Genomic DNA, 21,943 nt, shown 5'->3' with positions numbered 1-21,943 from the left:
TTGGTGCCGCGCGACCCGAAACTTGCGCAAAAGCCCTTCAACAGGGCTTGCGCCCGCGCGCCCCAATCGCCACAAGAGGCCATGGCACGCCAATTGGATTACAGCACCCTTGTCGAAATCTTTTCCCGCTTTGAGGCGGCTGAACCCGAACCCAAGGGCGAGCTTCACCATGTCAATGTCTACACGCTTTTAGTGGCTGTTGCCCTTTCCGCACAGGCCACAGATGCGGGCGTGAACCGCGCCACTGCAAAGCTCTTTCAGATAGCGGATACGCCGCAGAAAATGCTGGAGCTGGGCGAAGCGGGGCTGATTGAACATATCAAGACCATCGGGCTTTATCGCAACAAGGCCAAGAATGTGATCAAAATGGCGCAAATCTTGGTGGAAGAATATGATGGTGTCGTGCCTGCCTCGCGCGCTGCGCTTCAGGCGTTGCCAGGTGTAGGGCGCAAAACCGCGAACGTGGTCTTGAACATGTGGTGGCGGCAGCCCGCGCAGGCGGTGGATACGCATATTTTCCGCGTGGGCAATCGAACGGGCATTGCCGTTGGCAAATCGGTCGATGCGGTTGAGCGCGCGATTGAGGATCATGTCCCCGCCCCATACCAACTGCACGCCCATCACTGGCTGATCTTGCATGGTCGCTATATCTGCGTGGCGCGCAAACCCAAATGCGGGGCGTGCCCGATCAAAGACTTGTGTCAATTCGAGGAAAAAACCCAATGAGCAATACCTATGATCTGGTCGGCATCGGGAATGCCATTGTTGATGTGATCGCACATGGCAATGACGCGTTTTTGGCTGACATGGGAATTGACAAGGGCATCATGCAATTGATCGACAAGGATCGCGCCGAGACGCTTTATGCCGCAATGACGGATCGTGTGCAGACCGCTGGCGGATCGGTGGCCAATACAATCGCAGGTGCGGCCAGTTTGGGGCTGAAAACCGCGTTTTTGGGTAAGGTCAAAGACGATGAGTTGGGCCGATTTTACGCCGATGGCATGCGTGCCGATGGCAGCGATTTTCCCAACCCGCCCGTGGCAGACATGGATTTGCCCCCCACATCGCGCTCGATGATTTTTGTCTCATCAGATGGTGAGCGCTCGATGAATACATATCTTGGGGCAGGCGCTGATTTTAACGAGGCGGATGTGGATGTCGACACTGCCAAAGCCGCGCGCTGGATGTTTTTGGAGGGCTATCTCTATGACAAACCCGAAGGCAAGTCCGCCTTTACCCTTGCAGGTCAGGCCTGCCGCGCGGGCGGGGGCAAAGTGGGGATCACCCTGTCTGATCCGTTTTGTGTGGACAGGCACCGCGATGATTTTCGCAACCTGATTGCGCAAGGTATGGATTTCACCATTGGCAACCATGAAGAATGGCTGTCGCTCTATCAGACCAGCGATCTTGACGCGGCCTTGGCCGAGGCCGCGGGGGCGTGTGGGCTGATTGTCTGCACCCATTCGGGCGAGGCGGTGAAGATCATCCACCAAGGCACGCGTTGCGAGGTTGCTGTAACCCCCGTCACCCCTGTGGATGCAACAGGAGCGGGCGACCAATTCGCCGCGGGGTTCTTGGGCGGGATGGCGATGGATGTTGGCATTGCGCGCGCAGGCGAGATGGGTGTGGCTGCGGCGGCAGAGGTGATCGCCCAAATCGGCCCGCGCCCCAAGCGCAGCCTGCGTGCGGTACTGGCCGATCAAAACTTGATCTGATCAATCGCCCAGTTTGGCGTGCACCTCGTCTAGATCAATCTCGCCAATGGGCATCTTATTGGCAGGGTTTGATCCGCATTACATCATCCGTCAATCACGCAATAACGATGAGAACTTGCAGGCGCTTGCGCAATTCTTCACCATATCGCAGGAACAGGCGCAGGGGCTGTTGAACAAGCCGCATTTGTTTGACGACTAACCCCTGCCAAAGCCAAAGCTAAAAGGGGGCCGCAAAATATGCCGCATGAGTACGATCCGCAGAATATCTTTGCCAAAATCCTGCGCGGGGAGATTCCAAACAACACGGTCGCTGAGACTGATCATTGTTTGGCCTTTCACGATATCGGGCCACAGGCGCCGACCCATATTCTGGTGATCCCCAAAGGGGCCTATGTGACCTATGATGATTTTGCACAAAACGCGTCAGACGCGGAAATCTTGGATTTTGTGCGCCTAACGGGGCGGCTGTGCAAAGAGCTTGGCCTGTCCTTGGCTGAAGGCGGGCAGGGCTATCGCGTCATCTCCAACGCGGGCGATCATGGTGGACAAGAAGTGCCGCATTATCACCTGCATCTTTTGGGTGGGGCGGCTTTGGGGCCCTTATTGGCGAAGCGCTCAGGCTGATTGCGTGAGCGAGACAAAGACATCCTGCAAATCGGGTTCTTGGGTTTTCACGTCACGAATGCCCACGCCCGCAACCCGCAGACTGTCTAAAATCGCCGCAGGGCTAGTTTTGGCGCGGCTATAGCTAAAGACCAATGCACCATCGCTGCGCCGCTCAAGGGTTACGCCTTGCGGGGCGGTGACAGCATCGCTTGGCCCTTCTGGCAAGATCACAAGGCTTTTTTGATCCATCTGCGCCAGTAAGTTTTCGGTGCGGTCGCGCGCGATCACCGCGCCGTGGTTGATGATGGCGATTTCATCGCACATCTCCTCAGCTTCTTCGAGGTAATGGGTGGTCAGAATGATGGTCATGCCGCGCTCTTCATTCAGGCGACGCACATTGGCCCATAACATTTGACGTAATTCAATATCGACCCCTGCGGTTGGTTCATCCAAAACCAGCACATGGGGGTTGTGTATCAATGCCTTGCCAAGGAGCAATCTGCGCCGCATCCCGCCAGAGAGGGTGCGGGCATAGGCTTCGGCCTTATCCTCAAGCCCAATGAGGCGCAAAACCCCCTCAACATCGCGTTGCGATTTTGGCATTCCATACAAGCCTGCCTGCACATCCAATGCCGCGCGGGGGGTGAAAAACGGATCGATGTTCAATTCTTGGGGCATCACCCCGATAGAGGCGCGCGATTGGCGGGGGTTTTTGTCCTGATCAAACCCCCAAATTGTCACTTGGCCTGAGGTCTTGGTTACAAGCCCCGCCAGAATGTTGATCATCGTGGATTTGCCCGCGCCATTTGGCCCCAAAAGCCCAAAAATAGACCCGCGTGGAATGTCGAGATCAACGCCCTTCAGCGCCTCTTTGGCAGGGCTGCGCGCAGTGGCCGCGTAGGTCTTACGCAAATTGCGCAACTCGATGGCGTTTTCGCGTGGCATTGTCCTGTCTCCTCTTGCCCGATGGGAGGCAAACTGCGATATGAGGCAGATGTAAGCCTATGCTACGGCTAGGGCAAGCAGCCCGCGTGCGCACCGCGCGCAGACAGACAGGACAGGAGGAACGGCTCAATGACCATGGACGCCCCAGAAACTGAGATTGTCAGCCAATGGCGTGTGGCCTGCGATGGCGGGCAGGGCGCCTTGGGTCATCCACGGGTGTGGCTGTCCATTCCGCATGAAACGGGCCGTGTCGAATGTGGCTATTGCGACAAAATGTTCATTCACGAAAGCGCTGCCAAAAAGGCCAAGTCCTAAGCACCGCTTTCGGGTCGCATCCGCTCTGATGCTGCGCTAGAACAGGGGAAGCAAGACCCCAGAAACAAGCGCGGTGTGAATATGAGCGGATTTAGCAAAGGGTGCCACCTTCATCTCGTTGATGGCTCGGCCTTTATTTTTCGGGCCTATCATGCGCTGCCGCCGCTGACGCGCAAATCCGATGGCCTGCCCATTGGGGCGGTGTCTGGCTTTTGCAATATGCTTTTGAAAATGATTGTCGAGAATGGCGGCTCTGACGGGCCGACCCATGCGGCGGTGGTGTTTGACAAAGGCAGCCACACGTTCCGCAATGATCTATACGATCTCTACAAAGCCAATCGTGATGCCATGCCCGAGGATTTGCGCCCGCAAATGCCGCTGACCCGCGAAGCCACGCGGGCCTTTAACCTCGCCTGTCTGGAGTTGGAGGGATACGAGGCGGATGACATCATCGCCACCCTTGCGCGGCAAGCGCGCGAGGCAGGGGGGCGCTGCACGATTATCTCATCGGATAAAGACCTGATGCAGCTTGTCGGCGGTGGGGTCGAGATGTTCGATGCGATGAAAAATGCGCGCATTGATGCTGACGGTGTTTTTGCAAAATTTGGGGTCGGGCCTGAGCGGGTGATTGATGTGCAATCCTTGGCGGGGGATAGTGTTGACAATATTCCCGGGGCGCCTGGCATCGGGATAAAAACAGCCGCGCTTTTGATCAATGAATATGGCGATTTAGACACGCTTCTGGCGCGGGCCGAGGAAATCAAACAGCCCAAGCGGCGCGAGGCGTTGATTGAGTTTGCCGATCAAATTCGATTGTCGCGGCAATTGGTCAGTCTCGATGCTCAAGTGCCGCTTGAAATCACCCTTGACGATTTAGAGGTTAAAGACCCCGAACCAGAGACGCTGATGCAATTTCTGGCCGCAATGGAGTTTCGCAGCCTGACCAAGCGTGTCGCGGATCATTTGGGGGTTGAGGCCCCTGAAATTCAGGCGAGCGCCGCGGCCCCTGCGCCTGCGGGCGGGGCGGCCCCCGCCGCACGAGAATTCCCTGCCTTTGATCATGGCCAGTATGAGACAATCACAACGCTTGAGGCGCTTACCCCATGGCTTGAGGCGGCGCGCGCGCAAGGGTTCATTGCGATTGATACCGAGACAACCGCCCTAGATGAGATGCGCGCCGAATTGGTTGGCGTGTCCTTGGCCACCAAGGCAGGGCGCGCCTGCTATATCCCTCTGCAACACCGCGCAGGCGGGGATGATCTCTTTGGCAGCGCCGCATTGGTCGAGGGGCAAATGCCGCTTGCCACAGCCCTAGATGCTTTGCGGCCCGTGTTCGAGGATGAGTCCATCGTCAAAATCGGGCAAAATATAAAATATGACGCGAAAATCTTGGCCCGATACGGGATCAAGGTCGCGCCAATTGATGACACAATGCTGATGTCTTATGCGCTGCATGGCGGGTTGCACGGGCATGGGATGGATGCGCTCTCTGCGCGCTATCTCGATCATGAACCGATCCCGATTAAAACCCTGCTTGGGGCGGGCAAGGCCGCAATCACCTTTGACTTGGTCAAGATTGAAGATGCAGCCCCCTATGCGGCGGAGGATGCCGATATCACCTTGCGCCTGTGGCAGGTGTTCAAGCCTCAGTTGCATCAGGTGCAGGTGACACGGGTTTATGAAACGCTCGAACGCCCACTTGTGCCCGTTTTGGCGCGTATGGAAATGGCAGGGGTCTGCGTTGACCGCGATGTGCTGAGCCGTATGTCCAACGCCTTTGCGCAGAAAATGGCGGCGCTCGAGGCCGAAGCGCATGAATTGGCGGGCGAGGCGTTCAATCTGGCGAGCCCCAAACAACTTGGTGAAATCTTGTTCGACAAGATGGGCCTTGAAGGGGGCAAAAAGGGCAAGACGGGGGCCTATTCCACGGGGGCGGATATCCTCGAAGATCTCGCCGCCGCGGGTCACGAATTGCCTGCGCGCCTTTTGGATTGGCGCCAGATTGCCAAGCTGAAATCGACCTATACCGATGCGTTGCAAGATCATATCAACCCCGAAACGGGCCGCGTGCATACCTCTTACGTCATTGCGGGCGCTAATACAGGCCGTCTGGCTTCAACCGATCCGAACCTACAAAATATTCCCATCCGCAGCGAAGAAGGTCGCCGCATCCGCGAGGCTTTTGTGGCGCCTGAGGGGCGCGTTTTGGTCAGTTTGGATTACAGCCAAATTGAATTGCGCATTTTGGCCGAGATTGCGGGGATTGATGCACTCAAACAGGCCTTTCGCGAAGGGCAAGACATTCACGCCGCAACAGCGTCTGAAATGTTCGGCATCCCACTGGATCAAATGACCTCGGACATTCGCCGTCAGGCCAAGGCAATCAATTTTGGGGTCATTTATGGCATTTCTGGCTTTGGTCTTGCGCGCAATTTGCGGATACCACGCGCCGAGGCACAAGGGTTTATCGACCGCTATTTTGAGCGTTTCCCGGGCATCCGTGATTATATGACCGCGACCAAGGAATTCGCCAAATCGTACCGCTATGTGCAGACCTTGTTTGGCCGCAAAATTCATACACCTGATATCGAGGCGAAAGGCCCCGCCGCAGGCTTTGCGCAGCGCGCGGCCATCAACGCGCCCATCCAAGGCACCGCGGCCGATATCATCCGCCGCGCGATGATCCGTATGGATCAGGCAATCGCAGATTTGCCTGCAACCATGTTGTTGCAGGTGCATGATGAATTGGTCTTTGAGGTGGAAGAGGGCGCGGTGGACGTCCTGATTGCCCGCGCCCGCGATGTTATGGAAAGCGCGGCAAGCCCCGTTTTGCATCTATCTGTGCCGTTGGTTGTGGATGCAGGGCAGGGTAAAAATTGGGCCGAGGCGCATTGAGGGGGCGCACAAATCGGCCGCGCCCCCGCAGGACGCTTGAGGGGCCAAGGCGGCTTGTGGCTTTTAACAAGCCTATGGATGTCCTAAGCCAATTTTCGCCCGATGGTCATTGGCGGGGGCTTTCGGATTATTTGGATCTGCCTGGCCTTTATCCTGCGGGGCGGTTGGATCGCGACAGCGAAGGGCTGCTGTTGCTGACCAATGATGGCCGACTGCAAGCGCAGATCACAAGCCCTGCCGCCAAATTGCCGAAGACCTATTATGCGATGGTTGAGGGCGCGCCAAACCCCGATGCCGTTGCCGCATTGCGCGCAGGGATTACGCTAAAAGATGGGCCAACACGCCCTGCCGAGGTTGCGCAGGTGGCCGAGCCTGACTGGCTCTGGCCGCGTGTGCCGCCTGTGCGTTATCGTCAAACTGTGCCAGATCATTGGCTGCGCCTCACCATTACTGAGGGACGCAACCGCCAAGTGCGGCGGATGTGCGCCCATGTGGGTTTGCCTGTTTTGCGGCTTGTTCGGTGGCAAATCGGGGATTGGGTTTTGGGTGACCTGCCCCCTGCCGCATGGCGCGAGATTGAATTGCCCAAATAAAAAGGCGCGCAAGGCTTTTACCTTGCGCGCCCTTATCCGAATGTTGCGGGCTTTTAGGCCAGCATCGCCATTGGGTTTTCCAGATTGCGCACAATGGAGGCCAGTAATTCTGCCCCAAGTGCGCCATCAATCGCGCGGTGATCCACGGAAAGCGTGACCGACATCACAGTCGCCACTTGCACCGCGCCATCCTCGCTGACGACAGGCTTTTTCACCCCTGCACCAACCGCCAAGATTGCGCCATGGGGTGGGTTGATAACGGCATCGAAATTATCGACCCCGAACATACCTAAATTGGAAATTGCGAAACTGCCGCCCTGATATTCATGCGGGGCGAGTTTCTTAGACCGCGCGCGTGCGGCTAGATCCTTCATCTCAGCCGACAATCGCGACAGGGATTTTTGATCCGCATCTTTGAGGACAGGCGTGAACAGCCCACCTTCAATTGCCACGGCCACCGCAACATCAGACGGTTTCAGCTTGAGGATACGATCCCCCGCCCAAACCGCATTGGCATCTGGCACTTCCTGCAGGGCAAGGGCACAGGCCTTGATGATGAAATCATTGACCGAAAGCTTGACATCCCGCGCCGCCAATTGCGCGTTCAGCTGGCCGCGGAAGGCAAGTAAATTGTCGATCCGAATGTCGCGGCGCAGATAGAAATGCGGGATGGTTTGCTTGGCTTCGGTGAGGCGGGCGGCAACAGTTTTGCGCATCCCATCCAAAGCCACTTCTTCATAATCGCGGCCTTCGTAGATTTTCTTGATCTGATCTGCACCAGGCGAGGCGGGCAGAGCGGGCGCGCTTTGCGCAGGTGCCGCTGTCGTCGCAGGGGCAGATGCAACCGCCTTGCCGCTTTCGACATCGGCCTTCACGATCCGCCCATGTGGGCCTGTGCCCTTCACTTTGGTCAGGTCGATGCCCTTTTCCGCCGCAATTCGCCGCGCAAGCGGTGAGGCAAAAACCCGTGCGCCCTCTGCCTTGGGGGCCGCAGGTGCAGGGGTGGGGGTTGCAGGTGTGGCTGGGGCTGCTTGGGCTGCGGGTGCCGCAGGGGCAGGGGCCGCTGCGGCGGGTGCCGCGCTCATATCCTCGCCCGCCTCACCAATAATGGCGATGGCGGTGTTGACCTTCACCCCTTCGGTGCCCTCAGCCACAAGGATTTTGCCAATCACGCCTTCATCCACGGCCTCGAATTCCATCGTGGCCTTGTCGGTTTCAATCTCGGCCAAGAGGTCGCCTGCTTGCACAGTGTCGCCCTCTTTGACCAACCATTTCGCCAATGTGCCCTCTTCCATTGTAGGCGACAGGGCGGGCATTAGAATTTCGGTTGCCATAATCAGCCCCTCCTTAGCGATAGGTTACGGATTTGACCGCTGCGACCACTTCATCGGTGGTGACAAGGGCCAGTTTCTCAAGGTTCGCCGCATAGGGCATTGGCACATCTTTGCCCGTGCAATTGATCACAGGCGCATCGAGATAATCAAAGGCGTTTTGCATCAGATATGCCGAGATGTGATTGCCGATGGAGGCCACAGGGAAACCTTCTTCGATCGTCACGCAGCGGTTGGTTTTTTGGACAGAGGCCAAAACCGTGCCGTAATCCAAGGGGCGCAATGTGCGCAGGTCGATCACCTCAGCAGAAATGCCTTCGGCGGCCAGACGTTCGGCGGCCTCCATGGCGTATGTCATGCCGATCCCGAAGGACACGAGGGTCACATCATCCCCTGCACGGGCAATTTTTGCCTTGCCAAACGGAATGGTGAAATCGGGCAGATCTGGCACCTCAAAGGTTTTGCCGTAGAGAATTTCATTCTCAAGGAAGATCACGGGGTTCGGATCTCGGATAGCCTGTTTCAAAAGGCCCTTGGCATCTGCGGCGGTATAAGGCTGCACCACCTTTAGGCCTGGAATATGCGCATACCATGCGGCGTAATCTTGGCTGTGCTGTGCGCCCACGCGGGCGGCGGCGCCGTTCGGGCCACGGAACACGATAGGACAGCCCATCTGACCGCCTGACATATAAAGCGTCTTTGCCGCCGAGTTGATGATCTGGTCAATCGCTTGCATGGCAAAGTTAAAGGTCATGAATTCCACGATTGGGTTCAGCCCACCAAAGGCCGCACCGACCGCGATCCCTGCAAAGCCATGCTCGGTGATGGGGGTGTCGATCACGCGCTTTGCGCCGAACTCATCCAACAAACCTTGGCTGATCTTATAGGCACCTTGATATTCACCGACCTCTTCGCCCATCAAGAACACATTGTCATTGCCGCGCATTTCTTCGGCCATGGCATCGCGCAACGCTTCTCGCACGGTTTGCGTTTTCATCGGCGTGTCTTCGGGCCAATCGGGGCTTTGATCTGCCACGGGCGCCGCAGGGGCCGCGGCCACAGGTGCGGCAGGTGCCGCTTCTGCAACGGGGGCCGCAGAGGCGGGGGAGGCTGTCGCAGGGGTCGCGCTCATATCTTCGCCCGCTTCGCCGATGATGGCGATGGCGGTGTTCACCTTCACCCCTTCGGTGCCCTCAGCCACAAGGATCTTGCCGATCACGCCTTCATCGACCGCCTCGAATTCCATCGTGGCCTTGTCGGTTTCAATCTCGGCGAGAATATCACCCGCTTGCACGGTGTCGCCTTCCTTAACCAGCCATTTGGCCAAAGTGCCTTCTTCCATCGTTGGCGAAAGGGCGGGCATCAAAATTTCGGTTGCCATTGGTTTATCCTCTCCTTCCGCTCACGCGTCCGCGTAAATATCTGTCCACAATTCATCCAAAGGTGGCTCAGGGCTTTCTTTGGAGAATTCGGCGGCCTCATTCACGATGTCTTTGATTTCTTTATCAATCGCCTTGAGGTTGTCCTCAGAGGCGTGACCGCCCGTCAGCAACAATTGGCGAACATGTTCAATCGCATCGTGCTTTTCGCGCATTTCCTGCACTTCTTCGCGGGTGCGATATTTCGCAGGGTCAGACATCGAATGTCCGCGATAGCGATAGGTTTTGACCTCAAGAATGTAAGGGCCTTTGCCAGCGCGGCAGTAGGCAACGGCGCGTTGCCCCGCATCTTTGACCGCCAAAACATCCATCCCGTCAACCTCTTCGCCCGCGATCCCATAGGCCGCGCCGCGCTCCCATAGGCTTGGGGATTTTGTTGAACGCTGCACTGAGGTGCCCATCGCGTATTGGTTGTTCTCAATCACAAAAACAACAGGCAGCGACCACAGCTCGGCCATGTTATAAGTCTCGTAGACCTGACCTTGGTTGGCTGCACCATCGCCGAAATAGGCAAAGGTGACGCGATCATTGCCGCGATATTTGTCCGAGAAAGCCAGACCCGCACCCAATGGCACTTGCGCGCCCACGATGCCGTGGCCGCCGTAGAAATGTTTCTCTTTCGAGAACATATGCATCGAGCCGCCCTTGCCCTTGGAATAGCCCCCGATGCGGCCCGTCAATTCGGCCATAACACCCTTGGCATCCATCCCGCAGGCCAGCATATGGCCGTGGTCGCGATAGGAGGTGATCCGCTTGTCGCCTTCGCTGGCCGCGGCCTCTAGGCCGACAACAACCGCCTCTTGACCAATATAGAGATGGCAAAAACCACCGATCAAACCCATGCCGTAAAGCTGACCTGCTTTTTCTTCGAATCTGCGGATCAGCAACATTTCGCGATAGAATTTTTTCAATTCATCAGGCGAAACATTTGATTTCGCTTTGGTTTTTCCGCTCGATGCGGGGGTCGGTCGTTTCGCGGCCATATCCTTGGGCCCTCCCATTCGAAAGAATAGTTTAACGTTGAACTATTCTTTATCACAAAAGTCAGGGGAAAGGGTAGGGGGAATTCAGCCTAAGGGTTTTTGCGCAAATTTCTACTATTTTTAAAGCCGTTCAGCATGCCAGCGAATGTGATCTTCGATCACGGAGGCCACAAAGAAATAGCTGTGATCATAGCCCTCATGCATCCGCATCACATGGGGCTGTGCACGTTCTGTCATGGCGTGGGCCAAACTGGCAGGGCGTAGTAGCTCAAGGAATTGATCTGCGCCGCCTTGGTCAATCAAGATGTCACTTGGATAGCCCTGCGTGGCCATCAAAAGACTTGCGTCATGCGCGGCCCATTGGCCCTGATCTGGCCCCAAATAAGCGGCAAGCTGCTTTTTCCCCCAATCTGATTGGGTCGGGTTGGCGATTGGTGCAAGGGCAGAAAGGCTTTTGAACCGATCAGGATAGGTCAAGGCAAGCGTCAGCGCCCCATGCCCGCCCATTGAATGGCCCGTGATGCCTGCGCGGGTGCCGTCAATGGGGAATTCCGCATCAATCAAGGCAGGAAATTCTTCTGCGATGTAATCCCACATCTTAAAATGTGCAGCCCAAGGGGCCTCGGTCGCATTGACATAGAACCCTGCGCCTTGGCCCAGATCATAGGCCTCGTCATTTGCAACGCCTTCGCCACGCGGGCTGGTGTCGGGAAAGACCACGGCAATGCCATACTCTGCCGCCCATGCTTGGGCGCCCGCTTTGGTCATGGCATTCTCATGTGTGCAGGTCAGACCTGACAGGTAATACAACACGGGCACAGGTCCGTCTTCGGCCTGCGGTGGAAGATAGACCGCAAAGGTCATTTCGCAGTTGCACGCATCTGACAGGTGTTTGGCGACAATTTGCTTGCCGCCAAATGCACGATTTTCGCTGATCACCTGCATCAAAATTCTACCACTGCGCGGATGGATTTGCCCGCATGCATCAAATCAAACCCCTCATTGATTTGATCGAGTGTCAATTTATGGGTGATCATCGGATCAATTTCGATCTTACCATCCATATACCAATCGACAAATTTTGGCACATCGCTGCGCCCTTTCGCGCCGCCAAAGGCCGTGCCTTTCCAGACGCGCCCTGTCACAAGTTGGAAGGGTCGCGTGCTGATCTCGGCCCCTGCGGGGGCAACACCGATGATGACGGAAACACCCCACCCGCGGTGGCTGCATTCTAGTGCATCGCGCATCACTTTGACATTGCCTGTGGCGTCAAAGGAATAATCCACGCCACCGATCTGGTCATCGCCGCGCTTGGTGAGGTTTACAATCTCCTGCACAACGCTGCCTTCGATTTTTGACGGGTTGATGAAATGGGTCATGCCGAATTTGCGCGCCATCTCCTCTTTGCCATCATTGAGATCAACGCCGATGATCATATCTGCACCCGCCATGCGCAGGCCTTGAATGACGTTCAAGCCGATGCCGCCAAGGCCAAACACGGCGGCGGTTGACCCGATCTCGACCCCTGCGGTGTTGATCACCGCGCCAATACCCGTGGTCACGCCGCAGCCAATGTAGCAGATTTTGTCAAACGGCGCGTCATCGCGCACTTTGGCCAAGGCGATCTCGGGCAGCACTGTGTGATTGGCGAAGGTTGAGCAGCCCATATAGTGATAAATCGGCGTGCCATCGAGCATCTTAAACCGTGTTGTGCCATCAGGCATCAGCCCTTGACCTTGGGTGTTGCGAATGGCGGTGCACAGGTTGGTCTTGCCTGAGCGGCAGGATGCACATTGCCGACATTCAGGCGTATAGAGGGGGATCACATGATCACCAGGTTTCAGGGTGGTCACGCCTTCGCCCACCTCAACCACAATGCCTGCACCTTCATGGCCAAGAATAGCAGGGAAAATCCCCTCAGGGTCCGCGCCCGAGCGGGTAAATTCATCCGTATGGCAAATGCCTGTGGCTTTGATTTCCACCAAGACCTCGCCCGCCTTCGGGCCGTCCAATTCGACCTCCATCACGGTCAATGGTTCGCCCGCTTTTAGGGCTACGGCTGCTTTGGTGCGCATGGTGATCTCCCCTGTTTTTATCCGATCTCGCCATAGTGTTAAGAAGCCCATCCCATAGGGGCAAGGCAGAATGCGGCGGTTGAGGGGGTTTTTTTGCCTTAACGCAGGACGATCTCATCCGCGCGCAGATAGCCGAGGATTTCGCGGGCTTGCTCATCCAGAAGGTCAAGGTCGAGGAACGTGTCGGACATGCGTTGTGTCAGGGTTTCAAGATGGGCCGTTTCAGCCTGCAACGCCGCCAATTCGAGACGCAGCTCATCGGCTTCCGCTTCGATTTGGATGCGCTCGAACAGGCCCGAGTCCCCTTGGATCGCGGCAAGCCCAAAATACCCACCGACCAAAATCAGCGTGATCTGAAGAACTGCCCCCGCAAGGGAAAGTTTGCGTGTCTTCGACATGCGTTACTGCCTCATCAATTCGGCATTCTTTGAATTTGTGCCGATATCATGCGGGCAGATTCGCATATCCCAATTGAAAAGGGAATCCCCCTGATTCGATTTTTTTATATTTAGAGTCAGATATTTATAGCACTAAATTTAGGGGGTCAGATCCCCAGCGCCGCAACACCTGGGAGGGTTTTGCCCTCCATCCATTCAAGGAAGGCGCCGCCTGCGGTTGAGATATAGGTGAAATGCTCCGCCGCGCCCGATTTATTGAGGGCCGCGACCGTATCCCCGCCGCCCGCGACAGAAATCAGATGGCCTGTTTTGGTGGCCTGTGCCGCCGCTTGTGCGGCCGCGTTCGTGGCCGCGTCAAAGGGGCTAAGTTCAAAGGCGCCAAGCGGGCCGTTCCAGATCAAGGTTTTTGAAGTTTCAATCTGGGCAATGATGGCTGCCACGCTGTTCGGGCCTGCATCCAAAATCATTGCATCCTTGGGCACGGCCGTGCTTGCAACCACCTCATGCGTAGCACCCGATTTGAATTCGCGGGCAATGACCACATCGCTTGGCAAAATGATGGCGCAACCCGTGGTTTTTGCGTGATCCAAAATGTCGCGCGCCGTTTGCGCCAGATCATGTTCGCACAAAGACGCGCCGACATCATGGCCCTGTGCCGCCAAAAACGTATTGGCCATGCCGCCCCCGACTACGAGGCGATCCACCTTACCAACCAGATTGTGCAGAAGATCCAGCTTGGTCGAGACTTTTGCCCCGCCAACAACGGCCATAACAGGGCGGGCAGGGGTGCCAAGTGCGGCTTCCAATGCGGCCAATTCCGCAGCCATCAGGCGGCCCGCGCAAGAGGGCAGCAAATGCGCGACCCCTTCGGTTGAGGCATGCGCCCGATGCGCCGCTGAAAAAGCGTCATTGCAGTAAATGTCACCAAGCCCTGCAAGGAATTGCGCCATTTGCGGATCGTTTGCCTCCTCCATCGGGGAAAACCGAGTGTTCTCAACCAAGATCACAGCATACGTGGGTGTTGCCTCAATCGCGGCGCGGCTTGGGGTTTCGATGAAAATCACCTCATGCCCCAGCGCGGCCTCAAGGGCAGGCGTCAGTTGCGCTAGGCTCATTTCTGGAACGGGGCGCCCTTTCGGGCGGCCAAAATGGGCCAAAAGAACCACGCGGCCACCTTTCGCGCGGATGTCGCGGATCGTGGGGATGATCTTCTCAATCCGTGTCGCATCGGTGACGCTGCCATTTTCCATCGGCACGTTGATGTCGACACGGGTCAGCACCGTTTTGCCCGCAAGATCGAGATCATCCAAGGTGTTCCACGCCATTTGCGGCCTCCGATATTTGGGAAGTACAGTCATCTTTGCGCTAGACTTTTCCAGCGCAAAGGTCAATTTTTTGGCAAAGAAAAAGGCGCGGTGTTCCGCGCCTTTTTGTCTTTAGACCAGTTTTCCCATCGCCACGGCCGTATCGGCCATGCGGTTTGAGAAGCCCCATTCGTTATCATACCAACTCAGAACGCGGCACATATTGCCATCCATCACTTTGGTCTGATCCAAATGGAAGATCGAGGAGCGGGGATCATGGTTAAAATCCATCGAGACATTGGGCTGATCCGTCACGCCCAAAATGCCCTTAAGCGGTCCATTGGCCGCCTTGATCACTGCCTCGTTGATTTCTTCAACTGATGTGGTGCGGGCCGCCTCAAAGGTCAGATCAACAACCGAGACATTCGGTGTCGGCACGCGGATTGCGACCCCGTCCAGCTTGCCATTCAATTCGGGCAAAACCAAACCAACGGCGCGCGCGGCCCCTGTTGAGGTGGGGATCATGCTCATCGCGGCGGCGCGGGCGCGATAGAGGTCCTTGTGCATCGTGTCCAAGGTCGGCTGATCGCCCGTGTAGCTGTGGATCGTCGTCATAAAGCCGCGCGAAATCCCGATGGCATTGTGGATCGCGAAGGCCACAGGGCTAAGGCAGTTCGTGGTGCAAGAGGCGTTCGAGACGATGATGTCATCCTTCGTCAATGTGCCGTGGTTGACCCCGTAAACGATGGTCTTATCCGCCCCTTTTGAGGGGGCCGAAACCAAGACACGCGAAGCCCCGTTTTCAAGATGCACGGCGGCCTTGTCGCGGTCGGTGAAAATGCCCGTGCATTCCAAGACGATATCAATGTGACCCCATGGCAATTCAGCGGGGTTGCGAATGGCGGTGACCTCAATTGGGCCGCGCCCCACGTCAATGGTCGTCTCGGTTGTTTTCACTTCGGCGGGAAAGCGGCCATGCACGCTGTCAAAACGCAAAAGATGCGCGTTGGTTTCAACAGGCCCCAGATCATTGATTGCGACCACCTCAATATCGGTGCGGCCCGACTCGATGATCGCGCGCAGCACGTTGCGTCCAATCCGACCAAACCCATTAATGGCAACTTTAACAGCCATAATCCCCTCCAGTGCGCCAAGCATGGCATTGTTAGCGGTAACAGTTGCGGGTGGTATAGTCCCTTAGCCGCGAAAAGGAAAGGGGATCTCTAGCGCCAGAACGCCATTTTATCGAGGATATGGATCAAATGTTTGCACGCTGCTCTTCGGTCAGACGCTCATAGCCAGAGGCCTGTGCCGCCAAAGGCAGGGAGGTGGTCAGGGCCAGTGCTGCGACAAAGGTCGATGTTTTCATAAAAGACATGTGGATTTCCTTTCTGCTGTGGTGAACGGCCCACCTGTTTGTGGCGGCCTTGTGAGACAGGATTTGTGAGGAAATCGCCCCGATCGCCATTGGACGCGGGTTATAAATCGCAGAGTTCGATCTCTGGTTGGGGGCATTATAACTTGGGTTTAGGCCGTTCAGGGGATGAAAAAGCAAAAACCCTGCCATGCAACATGGCTGGGTTTTATAAAAAGTCGTGACCTAGGACGGGGGTTTAGGCGATCAGGCGCCCCATGGCAGCAGAGACATCCGCCATACGCGCCGAAAATCCCCATTCATTGTCATACCATGCCAAAACACGAACCGTGCGCCCACCGATGACCTTTGTCTGATCTGGCGCAAAAATCGAGCTATGCGTGGTGTGATTGAAATCAATCGAAACCTTGGGTTCTGGGTCATAGGCCAGGACGCTGCGCATATGGCCCTCGGCCGCATCGCGCATGATTTGGTTAACCTCCTCCACCGATATATCGCGCCCCGCCTCAAAGGTCAGATCAACGCAAGATACATTCGGGGTTGGAACCCGCATGGCCGTGCCATCCAACCGACCTTCGAGTTCAGGCAGAACTTCTTTCAGCGCTTTTGCAGCGCCAGTTGATGTGGGGATCATCGCCATAGCGGCAGCACGCGCGCGGTAAAGATCGGAATGGCGGCGGTCTAGCGTGGGCTGATCGCCCGTGTAGCTGTGGATCGTGGTCATGATCCCGCGCTCAATACCAATCGCCTCATTCAGCACTTTTGCCAAAGGGGCCAAGCAATTCGTGGTGCACGACCCGTTCGAGACGACATGATGATCTTCGCGCAGATCGCGGTGGTTCACACCATAGACGATGGTTTTATCGGCTTGTTTCGCGGGGGCCGAGACCAAGACCCGCTTTGCGCCGCGGGTCAAATGGACTGCGGCCGCGTCACGATTGTTGAACTTGCCTGTGCATTCAAGAACGACATCGCAGCCCTCCCAATCCAACTCTTGTGGGTCGTAGGTGGAAAAGACTTTGATCGGGCCTTGGCCTAAATCCATTGTGTCCTCGGTCAGGCGCACCTCGCCGCCAAAACGGCCATGCACGCTGTCATATTTTAGAAGATGCGCATTGGTCTCAAGCGGGCCAGTCGCGTTGATTTTGACCACTTGCACATCGTTGCGTGCCGCCTCTGCGATATGGGCAAGGGTGCACCGCCCGATGCGGCCAAATCCATTGATGCCAAGGGTGATGGTCATGATCTTGTCTCCAATCCGATTTGCGCTCTTGCTTGACCGCATACAAAAGCCGCGCCCGATCCCCAAGGAAAAAATGACGAATTTTCACAATGTTAGCGAAAACACCCGATGTTAGCGCGAACGGTTGCGCGAACATGCTGCGCCGCTATGCTAAGGGCGGCTGTTGGGTGCAAAAGGATTGGGGTGGATGAGCGGATTATTGGCGCTGTTGGATGATGTCGCGGCTTTGACCAAGGTTGCGGCGGCCTCCGTGGACGATATCGCGGCACAAGCAGCCAAAGCGGGGGCAAAGGCCGCAGGCGCGGTGATTGATGACGCGGCCGTCACCCCCAAATATCTCACAGGGTTTTCGCCAGAGCGTGAATTGCCGATTGTCTGGAAGATCGCGCGCGGCTCGATTGTCAATAAATTGGTGATCCTTTTGCCTGTGGCGCTCCTGTTGTCGCAATTCGCCCCTTGGGCGATTCCGCCCCTGTTGATGATGGGGGGGGCTTATTTGTGTTATGAGGGGGCAGAAAAGATCCTTCATGCCTTTCGCCCGCATTCCGAGACGCGCGATCCTGCGGCAAGCGACCCCGCCCATTTAGAAGAGGCGCGTGTCAAAGGTGCGATCAAAACAGATTTCATCCTTTCCGCTGAAATCATGACCATCGCGCTCTCGGCGCTTAAGGCGCCAAGCCTGATTTATGCGGGTTTCGCGCTTGCCCTTGTGGCGATCGGCATCACCGCTTTGGTCTATGGGTCGGTCGCCCTGATTGTGAAGGCCGATGATGTGGGGCTGCATTTGGCGCATACCGACCGCGCGCCCGCCTTACAACGTCTGGGGCGGGGGATCGTGGCCGCGATGCCCAGCTTCCTGCTGTGGCTCACCCGAATTGGCACAGCGGCGATGCTGTGGGTGGGGGGCGCCATCCTTCTGCACGGGGCCGCGCAACTGGGCTGGCCCGCCCCAGAGGAGATGCTGCATCACCTCAGCCTTGTCGCAGCGGATGCTGTGGCCGCGGCCCACGGAGTGGTGGAGTGGGCGGTGTTCGCCCTTGGCGCAGGTATTTTGGGCTTGGGTGTTGGGGCCTGTTTGATCCCGCTCGTTGCGGTGATCCTGCCACTTTTCCCAAAGAAAAAGGGCGTGTAGGAGGCCCCCACACGCCCGATTTTGTTTCTTAGGTTCTGTGCCTAAAGGCGCGCTTTGACCTCGGCCACGACCGCCTCTGCGGTGATGCCGAAATGCTCGTAGAGAACTTCAGCAGGGGCAGAAGCGCCAAAGCTGTTCATCCCAACAAAGCCCGCCTTGGCCTCACGACCACGCTCGCCCAACAACCAGCGATCCCAAGGCTGACGCACAGCGGCCTCAACCGCAATGCGCACGGGCCCTGCAGGTAGAACGCGCTTGCGATAGGCTTCGTCTTGCTCGGCAAAGAGTTCCATAGACGGCACCGAGACAACCCGTGTTCCGATACCTTCGGCCTGCAACTTGTCGCGGGCCGCCATGGCAATTTCGACTTCCGACCCTGTTGCCATCAAGATCACCTGACGCTTGCCTTCGGCCTCGGCCAAAACATAGGCCCCTTGGGCGGCCAAATTGCGCGAGACATGTTTTCTGCGCAACGTGGGCAGGTTTTGACGGGTCAGGGCCAAAACGCTGGGGCGGTTTGGTTGCGCCAGCGCGATCTCCCAACATTCGGCGGTTTCCACCGCATCGGCAGGGCGCATTACAAGGCAATTTGGCGTGGCCCGCATCATGGCGAGATGCTCAACAGGTTGGTGGGTTGGGCCATCCTCGCCAACGCCGATGCTGTCATGGGTCATCACATAGATCACGTTAATCCCCATCAAAGCGGAAAGTCGCATCGAGGGGCGCGCGTAGTCGGTAAAGGTAAAGAAAGTCCCGCCATAGGGGCGCACGCCCCCATGTAGCGCCATTCCGTTCATCGCTGCCGCCATGCCATGCTCGCGGATGCCGTAATGGACATAGCGCCCTTTGCGGTTTTCAGGGGTGAAAATCCCCATATCGCCCGTTTTGGTATTGTTCGACCCAGTCAAATCTGCAGAGCCGCCCAAGGTCTCTTTCATGATCGGGTTGATCACGGCAAGGGCCATTTCACTGGCCTTGCGGGTCGCCACTTTGGGCGCCTCATCCGCGAGGGATTTTTTATAGCGGCGCAGCGCATTGCCCAATTTCGCGGGAACCTCGCCTGCAAAGGCGCGGGTAAACTCGGCCTGTTTGGCGGCGGGCAGGGCGGCAAGACGGGCTTCCCATTCGGCGCGCGCGGTGGCGCCTTTTGCGCCGACAGCTTCCCACCAGTTTTTGAGATCGGCAGGGATTTCAAAGGCCCCATGCGTCCAGCCATAGGCGGCCTTGGTATCGGCCACGACTTTTGGGTCGGTCAATGCGCCGTGGCCCTTGGGGGTGTCCTGCGCGGCAGAGCCGATTGCGATATGGGTTTTGCAGGCCACCATTGCGGGGCGCGGGCTTGCCTTGGCGGCCGTGATTGCGCGGTCGATATCGGCGGCATCATGGCCGTCACAGTCAAACACATCCCACCCTGCGGCGGCAAAGCGCGCGCGCTGATCCACACGGCAGGCCATATCAACTGTGCCATCGATGGTGATGTTATTGTCATCCCAAAGCACAATCAGGCGGCTCAATTCATGACGCCCTGCAAGACCGATCGCCTCTTGGCTGATGCCCTCCATCAGGCAGCCATCGCCCGCGATGCAATAGGTGTAGTGATCCATAATCTTTGCGCCCCATGTGGCGCGCAGATGTTCCTCGGCCATGGCAAAGCCAACCGCGTTGGAAATCCCTTGCCCCAAGGGGCCTGTGGTCGTTTCAACCCCTTCGACATGGCCAAATTCAGGATGGCCCGCTGTGATGGCGCCCAGCTGACGGAAATTCTTGATCTGCTCCAATGTCATCTGCTTGTAACCCGTGAGATACAGCAGCGCATAGATCAGCATCGAGCCATGGCCCGCCGACAGAATAAAGCGGTCACGATTTGGCCAGTTCGGGGCCGATGCGTCAAAAGAGAGGTGCTTGTCAAACAGCACGGTCGCAACATCCGCCATCCCCATCGGCATACCAGAATGGCCCGAATTCGCGGCGGCCACCCCGTCAAGGGCAAGCGTGCGGATACAGGCGGCGCGGCGCCAATGGTCAGGATTGCGGGCGGCAAGTGCAGAAAGATCCATATCAATGTCCTAGAAGAGGGCTGCGGGAGTGCTTGTGCGAGCGTTAACGCGCACGGGTTTAGCAGGGCGTGACCAAAGTTCAAGCCCGAAGCCCACGCCCAAATCCTATTGGTCGCTAAAGACGCAAGGGTTGCCTTAGATCAAGAAATCCTGCCAAACTCCCGAAATTGGATCATAATGTGTCGCAGGGGTTCAGATTCGGCCCGCACGATCTGACATGGTCTGCGTGATACGACTGCCGCGTAAATGTTTCATGAGGCGATCCAAACGCCCGCAATTGGGGGAGGCAAAATGAGCGATCCTTTGGCCATTGAAAAAGTCGATCAGCTTGAGGCGCGCCTCTCAGCTGCGCTTGCGCGGATTGATGCGGCGATGGGAAAGGCCCGCGCCCCCGCAAACGGCACTGCGTCCTCGGATGAGCTGTCCGATCTGCGCGAGGAATTGGCGCTGGAGCAGCGCACGCGATTGGATCTGGCGGCACGGCTTAAAGCGATGGAGGCTCAGGCGCAGGGCAGCACGGATGGAGCCGAATTGCGGGCCGCTGAGGCCGAGGCCGCGCGGGATGCGCTCAAGGCCGAATTGGCAGCCGCCCGTGCCGAGGTTGAGCAGCTGAAATCTGACCTTGCCCAATCTACCACCCAAGCAGAGGCCGCATCTGATGCCGTCCAAATACCTGAAGCCACGGGCGAGAGTGAGGTGCAAATCCTGCGGATGCGCGCCGCGCGCTTGCGCGAAGAACGCAACGAGGCCCGCGATGAGCGTGATGCCGCGCGCGATGCGCTCGAGGATCGGGGCGCTCAGATGAAGGACAGCACATTGGGCGAATTGCGCGCAACAATCGAAAGGCTGCAAGAGACCTTGGAAGAGTTGCGCGAGGCGCCCGAAGGGAATTTTGATCGCGAATTGCTGCAATCTGGTCTTTTGGCGGAAATTCGTGCGCTCAAGGCGCAGCGCGCCGCCGATGCCCAAGAATTGGCGCAAATTTTGGCCGAGATTGATACCGTGACCGAAGAAGGGGGCGCGTAATGCCTGATGTAACGATTACCATCGGTGGCCGTAATTTCCCAGTCGCCTGCCAAGAGGGCGAGGAACCCCTTCTCAAAGCGGCGGCGAAAATGTTGGACACCGAGGCCTCTGTGGTCTCGGGTCAGATCGGTCGGTTGCCTGCGGAACGGATGTTGCTGATGGCGGGTCTGCTTTTGGCCGATAAAACCCTTGCCAAAACCGATGAGCTTGAGGCCGCGCAAACCAAAATCAGGGCGATGGAGGAGACGCTGGCCAAGGCTGAGGATCTTTTGCGCAAATCGCAGATGAAAATCGCAGATCTTGAAGCAGCGAAGCCGCCGGCAGAGGTGGCGGTCATCCCTGCGCAAGTGGTGGATGGGTTGGCCGAGCTTGCCGCCCGCGCCGAGGCCTTGGCAGATCGTATCGAAGAAATGCCTGAGGTTGAAGCGCCCCGTCCCACGCCTGTGGCCCCGAAGGCCAAAGCGGCTGCGGTCGAGGACGAAGAAGATGACGATAAAGATTAGCTGAC

At 57.2% G+C, this 21,943-nt stretch carries 21 protein-coding genes; 10 read left to right on the top strand and 11 right to left on the bottom strand.

What is annotated here, in order from left to right:
• The first annotated feature begins 81 nt into the window (after window positions 1-81).
• From nth to AAC622_RS06410, 4 genes are read left to right on the top strand one after another with little or no spacing between them, the layout of a single operon-like run.
• The gene (gene nth / locus AAC622_RS06425) at window positions 82-726 is read left to right on the top strand and encodes an endonuclease III (RefSeq protein ID WP_340261472.1); all 645 of its coding nucleotides are present in this window, start codon (window positions 82-84) and stop codon (window positions 724-726) included.
• Window positions 723-1,718, top strand: coding sequence for an adenosine kinase (locus AAC622_RS06420; RefSeq protein WP_340260946.1), 996 nt, complete (start codon window positions 723-725; stop codon window positions 1,716-1,718). Before nth ends, AAC622_RS06420 begins: the two co-directional genes overlap by 4 nt.
• Window positions 1,719-1,764: 46 nt before the next feature.
• On the top strand, window positions 1,765-1,917 hold the full coding sequence (locus AAC622_RS06415; RefSeq protein ID WP_340260945.1) for a DUF5928 domain-containing protein: 153 nt from the start codon (window positions 1,765-1,767) through the stop codon (window positions 1,915-1,917).
• A 38-nt stretch (window positions 1,918-1,955) separates the two neighbouring features.
• A complete protein-coding gene (locus AAC622_RS06410; RefSeq protein ID WP_340251741.1) occupies window positions 1,956-2,342 on the top strand; it encodes a histidine triad nucleotide-binding protein in 387 nt (128 codons plus the stop codon).
• Here the strand turns inward: AAC622_RS06410 and AAC622_RS06405 are convergent.
• On the bottom strand, window positions 2,334-3,269 hold the full coding sequence (locus AAC622_RS06405) for an ABC transporter ATP-binding protein (protein WP_340251738.1): 936 nt from the start codon (window positions 3,267-3,269) through the stop codon (window positions 2,334-2,336). The two genes, AAC622_RS06410 and AAC622_RS06405, sit on opposite strands and share 9 nt — an antisense overlap.
• A gap of 129 nt (window positions 3,270-3,398) precedes the next feature.
• On the opposite strand from AAC622_RS06405, the gene AAC622_RS06400 reads away from it, so the two are divergent.
• The 3 genes from AAC622_RS06400 (at window position 3,399) to AAC622_RS06390 (ending at window position 7,072) form a co-directional block, all read left to right on the top strand.
• Complete coding sequence (locus AAC622_RS06400; RefSeq protein ID WP_340251735.1) at window positions 3,399-3,584, top strand: zinc-finger domain-containing protein; 186 nt, start codon at window positions 3,399-3,401, stop codon at window positions 3,582-3,584.
• A gap of 81 nt (window positions 3,585-3,665) precedes the next feature.
• Window positions 3,666-6,479, top strand: coding sequence for a DNA polymerase I (gene polA, locus AAC622_RS06395; protein ID WP_340260943.1), 2,814 nt, complete (start codon window positions 3,666-3,668; stop codon window positions 6,477-6,479).
• Window positions 6,480-6,535: 56 nt separating this feature from the next.
• Complete coding sequence (locus AAC622_RS06390) at window positions 6,536-7,072, top strand: pseudouridine synthase (RefSeq protein WP_340260942.1); 537 nt, start codon at window positions 6,536-6,538, stop codon at window positions 7,070-7,072.
• A 53-nt stretch (window positions 7,073-7,125) separates the two neighbouring features.
• On the opposite strand, the gene AAC622_RS06385 is transcribed toward AAC622_RS06390, so the two are convergent.
• The 9 genes from AAC622_RS06385 to gap (AAC622_RS06345) form a co-directional block, all read right to left on the bottom strand.
• Window positions 7,126-8,406 (bottom strand): pyruvate dehydrogenase complex dihydrolipoamide acetyltransferase, encoded by a 1,281-nt coding sequence (locus tag AAC622_RS06385; RefSeq protein WP_340260940.1) that lies wholly within the window; start codon window positions 8,404-8,406, stop codon window positions 7,126-7,128.
• Between the two features lie 13 nt (window positions 8,407-8,419).
• The gene (locus AAC622_RS06380; protein WP_340260938.1) at window positions 8,420-9,784 is read right to left on the bottom strand and encodes a pyruvate dehydrogenase complex E1 component subunit beta; all 1,365 of its coding nucleotides are present in this window, start codon (window positions 9,782-9,784) and stop codon (window positions 8,420-8,422) included.
• A 21-nt stretch (window positions 9,785-9,805) separates the two neighbouring features.
• Window positions 9,806-10,825, bottom strand: a complete 1,020-nt coding sequence (pdhA, locus tag AAC622_RS06375; RefSeq protein WP_340260937.1) for a pyruvate dehydrogenase (acetyl-transferring) E1 component subunit alpha — start codon at window positions 10,823-10,825, stop codon at window positions 9,806-9,808.
• 120 nt (window positions 10,826-10,945) lie between these two features.
• On the bottom strand, window positions 10,946-11,770 hold the full coding sequence (gene fghA, locus AAC622_RS06370) for an S-formylglutathione hydrolase (RefSeq protein ID WP_340260936.1): 825 nt from the start codon (window positions 11,768-11,770) through the stop codon (window positions 10,946-10,948).
• On the bottom strand, window positions 11,770-12,900 hold the full coding sequence (locus AAC622_RS06365) for an S-(hydroxymethyl)glutathione dehydrogenase/class III alcohol dehydrogenase (RefSeq protein ID WP_340260935.1): 1,131 nt from the start codon (window positions 12,898-12,900) through the stop codon (window positions 11,770-11,772). The genes fghA and AAC622_RS06365 overlap by 1 nt, the downstream gene beginning before the upstream one ends.
• Window positions 12,901-12,998: 98 nt before the next feature.
• Complete coding sequence (locus AAC622_RS06360) at window positions 12,999-13,298, bottom strand: FtsB family cell division protein (protein ID WP_340251712.1); 300 nt, start codon at window positions 13,296-13,298, stop codon at window positions 12,999-13,001.
• A 146-nt stretch (window positions 13,299-13,444) separates the two neighbouring features.
• The gene (locus tag AAC622_RS06355; RefSeq protein WP_340260933.1) at window positions 13,445-14,623 is read right to left on the bottom strand and encodes a phosphoglycerate kinase; all 1,179 of its coding nucleotides are present in this window, start codon (window positions 14,621-14,623) and stop codon (window positions 13,445-13,447) included.
• A 111-nt stretch (window positions 14,624-14,734) separates the two neighbouring features.
• The gene (gene gap / locus AAC622_RS06350) at window positions 14,735-15,736 is read right to left on the bottom strand and encodes a type I glyceraldehyde-3-phosphate dehydrogenase (RefSeq protein ID WP_340260931.1); all 1,002 of its coding nucleotides are present in this window, start codon (window positions 15,734-15,736) and stop codon (window positions 14,735-14,737) included.
• Between the two features lie 479 nt (window positions 15,737-16,215).
• Window positions 16,216-17,220: a type I glyceraldehyde-3-phosphate dehydrogenase gene (gene gap, locus AAC622_RS06345; protein ID WP_340260930.1), complete on the bottom strand. Its 1,005-nt coding sequence runs from the start codon at window positions 17,218-17,220 to the stop codon at window positions 16,216-16,218.
• A 187-nt stretch (window positions 17,221-17,407) separates the two neighbouring features.
• On the opposite strand from gap (AAC622_RS06345), the gene AAC622_RS06340 reads away from it, so the two are divergent.
• Entirely contained in the window at window positions 17,408-18,352 is a 945-nt protein-coding gene (locus tag AAC622_RS06340; RefSeq protein ID WP_340260929.1) for a DUF808 domain-containing protein, read from the top strand.
• Window positions 18,353-18,393: 41 nt separating this feature from the next.
• Here AAC622_RS06340 and tkt read toward each other — a convergent pair whose 3' ends face one another.
• A complete protein-coding gene (gene tkt, locus AAC622_RS06335) occupies window positions 18,394-20,409 on the bottom strand; it encodes a transketolase (protein WP_340260928.1) in 2,016 nt (671 codons plus the stop codon).
• A 291-nt stretch (window positions 20,410-20,700) separates the two neighbouring features.
• On the opposite strand from tkt, the gene AAC622_RS06330 reads away from it, so the two are divergent.
• Both AAC622_RS06330 and AAC622_RS06325 read left to right on the top strand, forming a co-directional pair.
• Window positions 20,701-21,435 carry a hypothetical protein gene (locus AAC622_RS06330; protein ID WP_340260927.1) on the top strand — a complete coding sequence of 245 codons (735 nt, stop codon included), beginning with the start codon at window positions 20,701-20,703 and terminating at the stop codon, window positions 21,433-21,435.
• Complete coding sequence (locus AAC622_RS06325; protein ID WP_340260926.1) at window positions 21,435-21,938, top strand: cell division protein ZapA; 504 nt, start codon at window positions 21,435-21,437, stop codon at window positions 21,936-21,938. Before AAC622_RS06330 ends, AAC622_RS06325 begins: the two co-directional genes overlap by 1 nt.
• Window positions 21,939-21,943: the final 5 nt, after the last annotated feature.

The sequence above is a fragment of the Roseobacter sp. HKCCA0882 genome (genome assembly GCF_037805225.1).
Taxonomy (GTDB): Bacteria; Pseudomonadota; Alphaproteobacteria; order Rhodobacterales; family Rhodobacteraceae; genus M30B80.
This window is presented reverse-complemented; position numbering and strand designations above follow the sequence as displayed.

Excerpts from the sequence above, each read along its gene's own strand:
- nth (WP_340261472.1), top strand. The coding sequence starts at position 82 with ATGGCACGCCAATTGGATTACAGCACCCTTGTCGAAATCTTTTCCCGC.
- AAC622_RS06420 (WP_340260946.1), top strand. The coding sequence starts at position 723 with ATGAGCAATACCTATGATCTGGTCGGCATCGGGAATGCCATTGTTGAT.
- AAC622_RS06415 (WP_340260945.1), top strand. The coding sequence starts at position 1,765 with ATGGGCATCTTATTGGCAGGGTTTGATCCGCATTACATCATCCGTCAA.
- AAC622_RS06410 (WP_340251741.1), top strand. The coding sequence starts at position 1,956 with ATGCCGCATGAGTACGATCCGCAGAATATCTTTGCCAAAATCCTGCGC.
- AAC622_RS06405 (WP_340251738.1), bottom strand. The coding sequence starts at position 3,269 with ATGCCACGCGAAAACGCCATCGAGTTGCGCAATTTGCGTAAGACCTAC.
- AAC622_RS06400 (WP_340251735.1), top strand. The coding sequence starts at position 3,399 with ATGACCATGGACGCCCCAGAAACTGAGATTGTCAGCCAATGGCGTGTG.
- polA (WP_340260943.1), top strand. The coding sequence starts at position 3,666 with ATGAGCGGATTTAGCAAAGGGTGCCACCTTCATCTCGTTGATGGCTCG.
- AAC622_RS06385 (WP_340260940.1), bottom strand. The coding sequence starts at position 8,406 with ATGGCAACCGAAATTCTAATGCCCGCCCTGTCGCCTACAATGGAAGAG.
- AAC622_RS06380 (WP_340260938.1), bottom strand. The coding sequence starts at position 9,784 with ATGGCAACCGAAATTTTGATGCCCGCCCTTTCGCCAACGATGGAAGAA.
- pdhA (WP_340260937.1), bottom strand. The coding sequence starts at position 10,825 with ATGGCCGCGAAACGACCGACCCCCGCATCGAGCGGAAAAACCAAAGCG.
- fghA (WP_340260936.1), bottom strand. The coding sequence starts at position 11,770 with ATGCAGGTGATCAGCGAAAATCGTGCATTTGGCGGCAAGCAAATTGTC.
- AAC622_RS06365 (WP_340260935.1), bottom strand. The coding sequence starts at position 12,900 with ATGCGCACCAAAGCAGCCGTAGCCCTAAAAGCGGGCGAACCATTGACC.
- AAC622_RS06360 (WP_340251712.1), bottom strand. The coding sequence starts at position 13,298 with ATGTCGAAGACACGCAAACTTTCCCTTGCGGGGGCAGTTCTTCAGATC.
- AAC622_RS06355 (WP_340260933.1), bottom strand. The coding sequence starts at position 14,623 with ATGGCGTGGAACACCTTGGATGATCTCGATCTTGCGGGCAAAACGGTG.
- gap (WP_340260931.1), bottom strand. The coding sequence starts at position 15,736 with ATGGCTGTTAAAGTTGCCATTAATGGGTTTGGTCGGATTGGACGCAAC.
- gap (WP_340260930.1), bottom strand. The coding sequence starts at position 17,220 with ATGACCATCACCCTTGGCATCAATGGATTTGGCCGCATCGGGCGGTGC.
- AAC622_RS06340 (WP_340260929.1), top strand. The coding sequence starts at position 17,408 with ATGAGCGGATTATTGGCGCTGTTGGATGATGTCGCGGCTTTGACCAAG.
- tkt (WP_340260928.1), bottom strand. The coding sequence starts at position 20,409 with ATGGATCTTTCTGCACTTGCCGCCCGCAATCCTGACCATTGGCGCCGC.
- AAC622_RS06330 (WP_340260927.1), top strand. The coding sequence starts at position 20,701 with ATGAGCGATCCTTTGGCCATTGAAAAAGTCGATCAGCTTGAGGCGCGC.
- AAC622_RS06325 (WP_340260926.1), top strand. The coding sequence starts at position 21,435 with ATGCCTGATGTAACGATTACCATCGGTGGCCGTAATTTCCCAGTCGCC.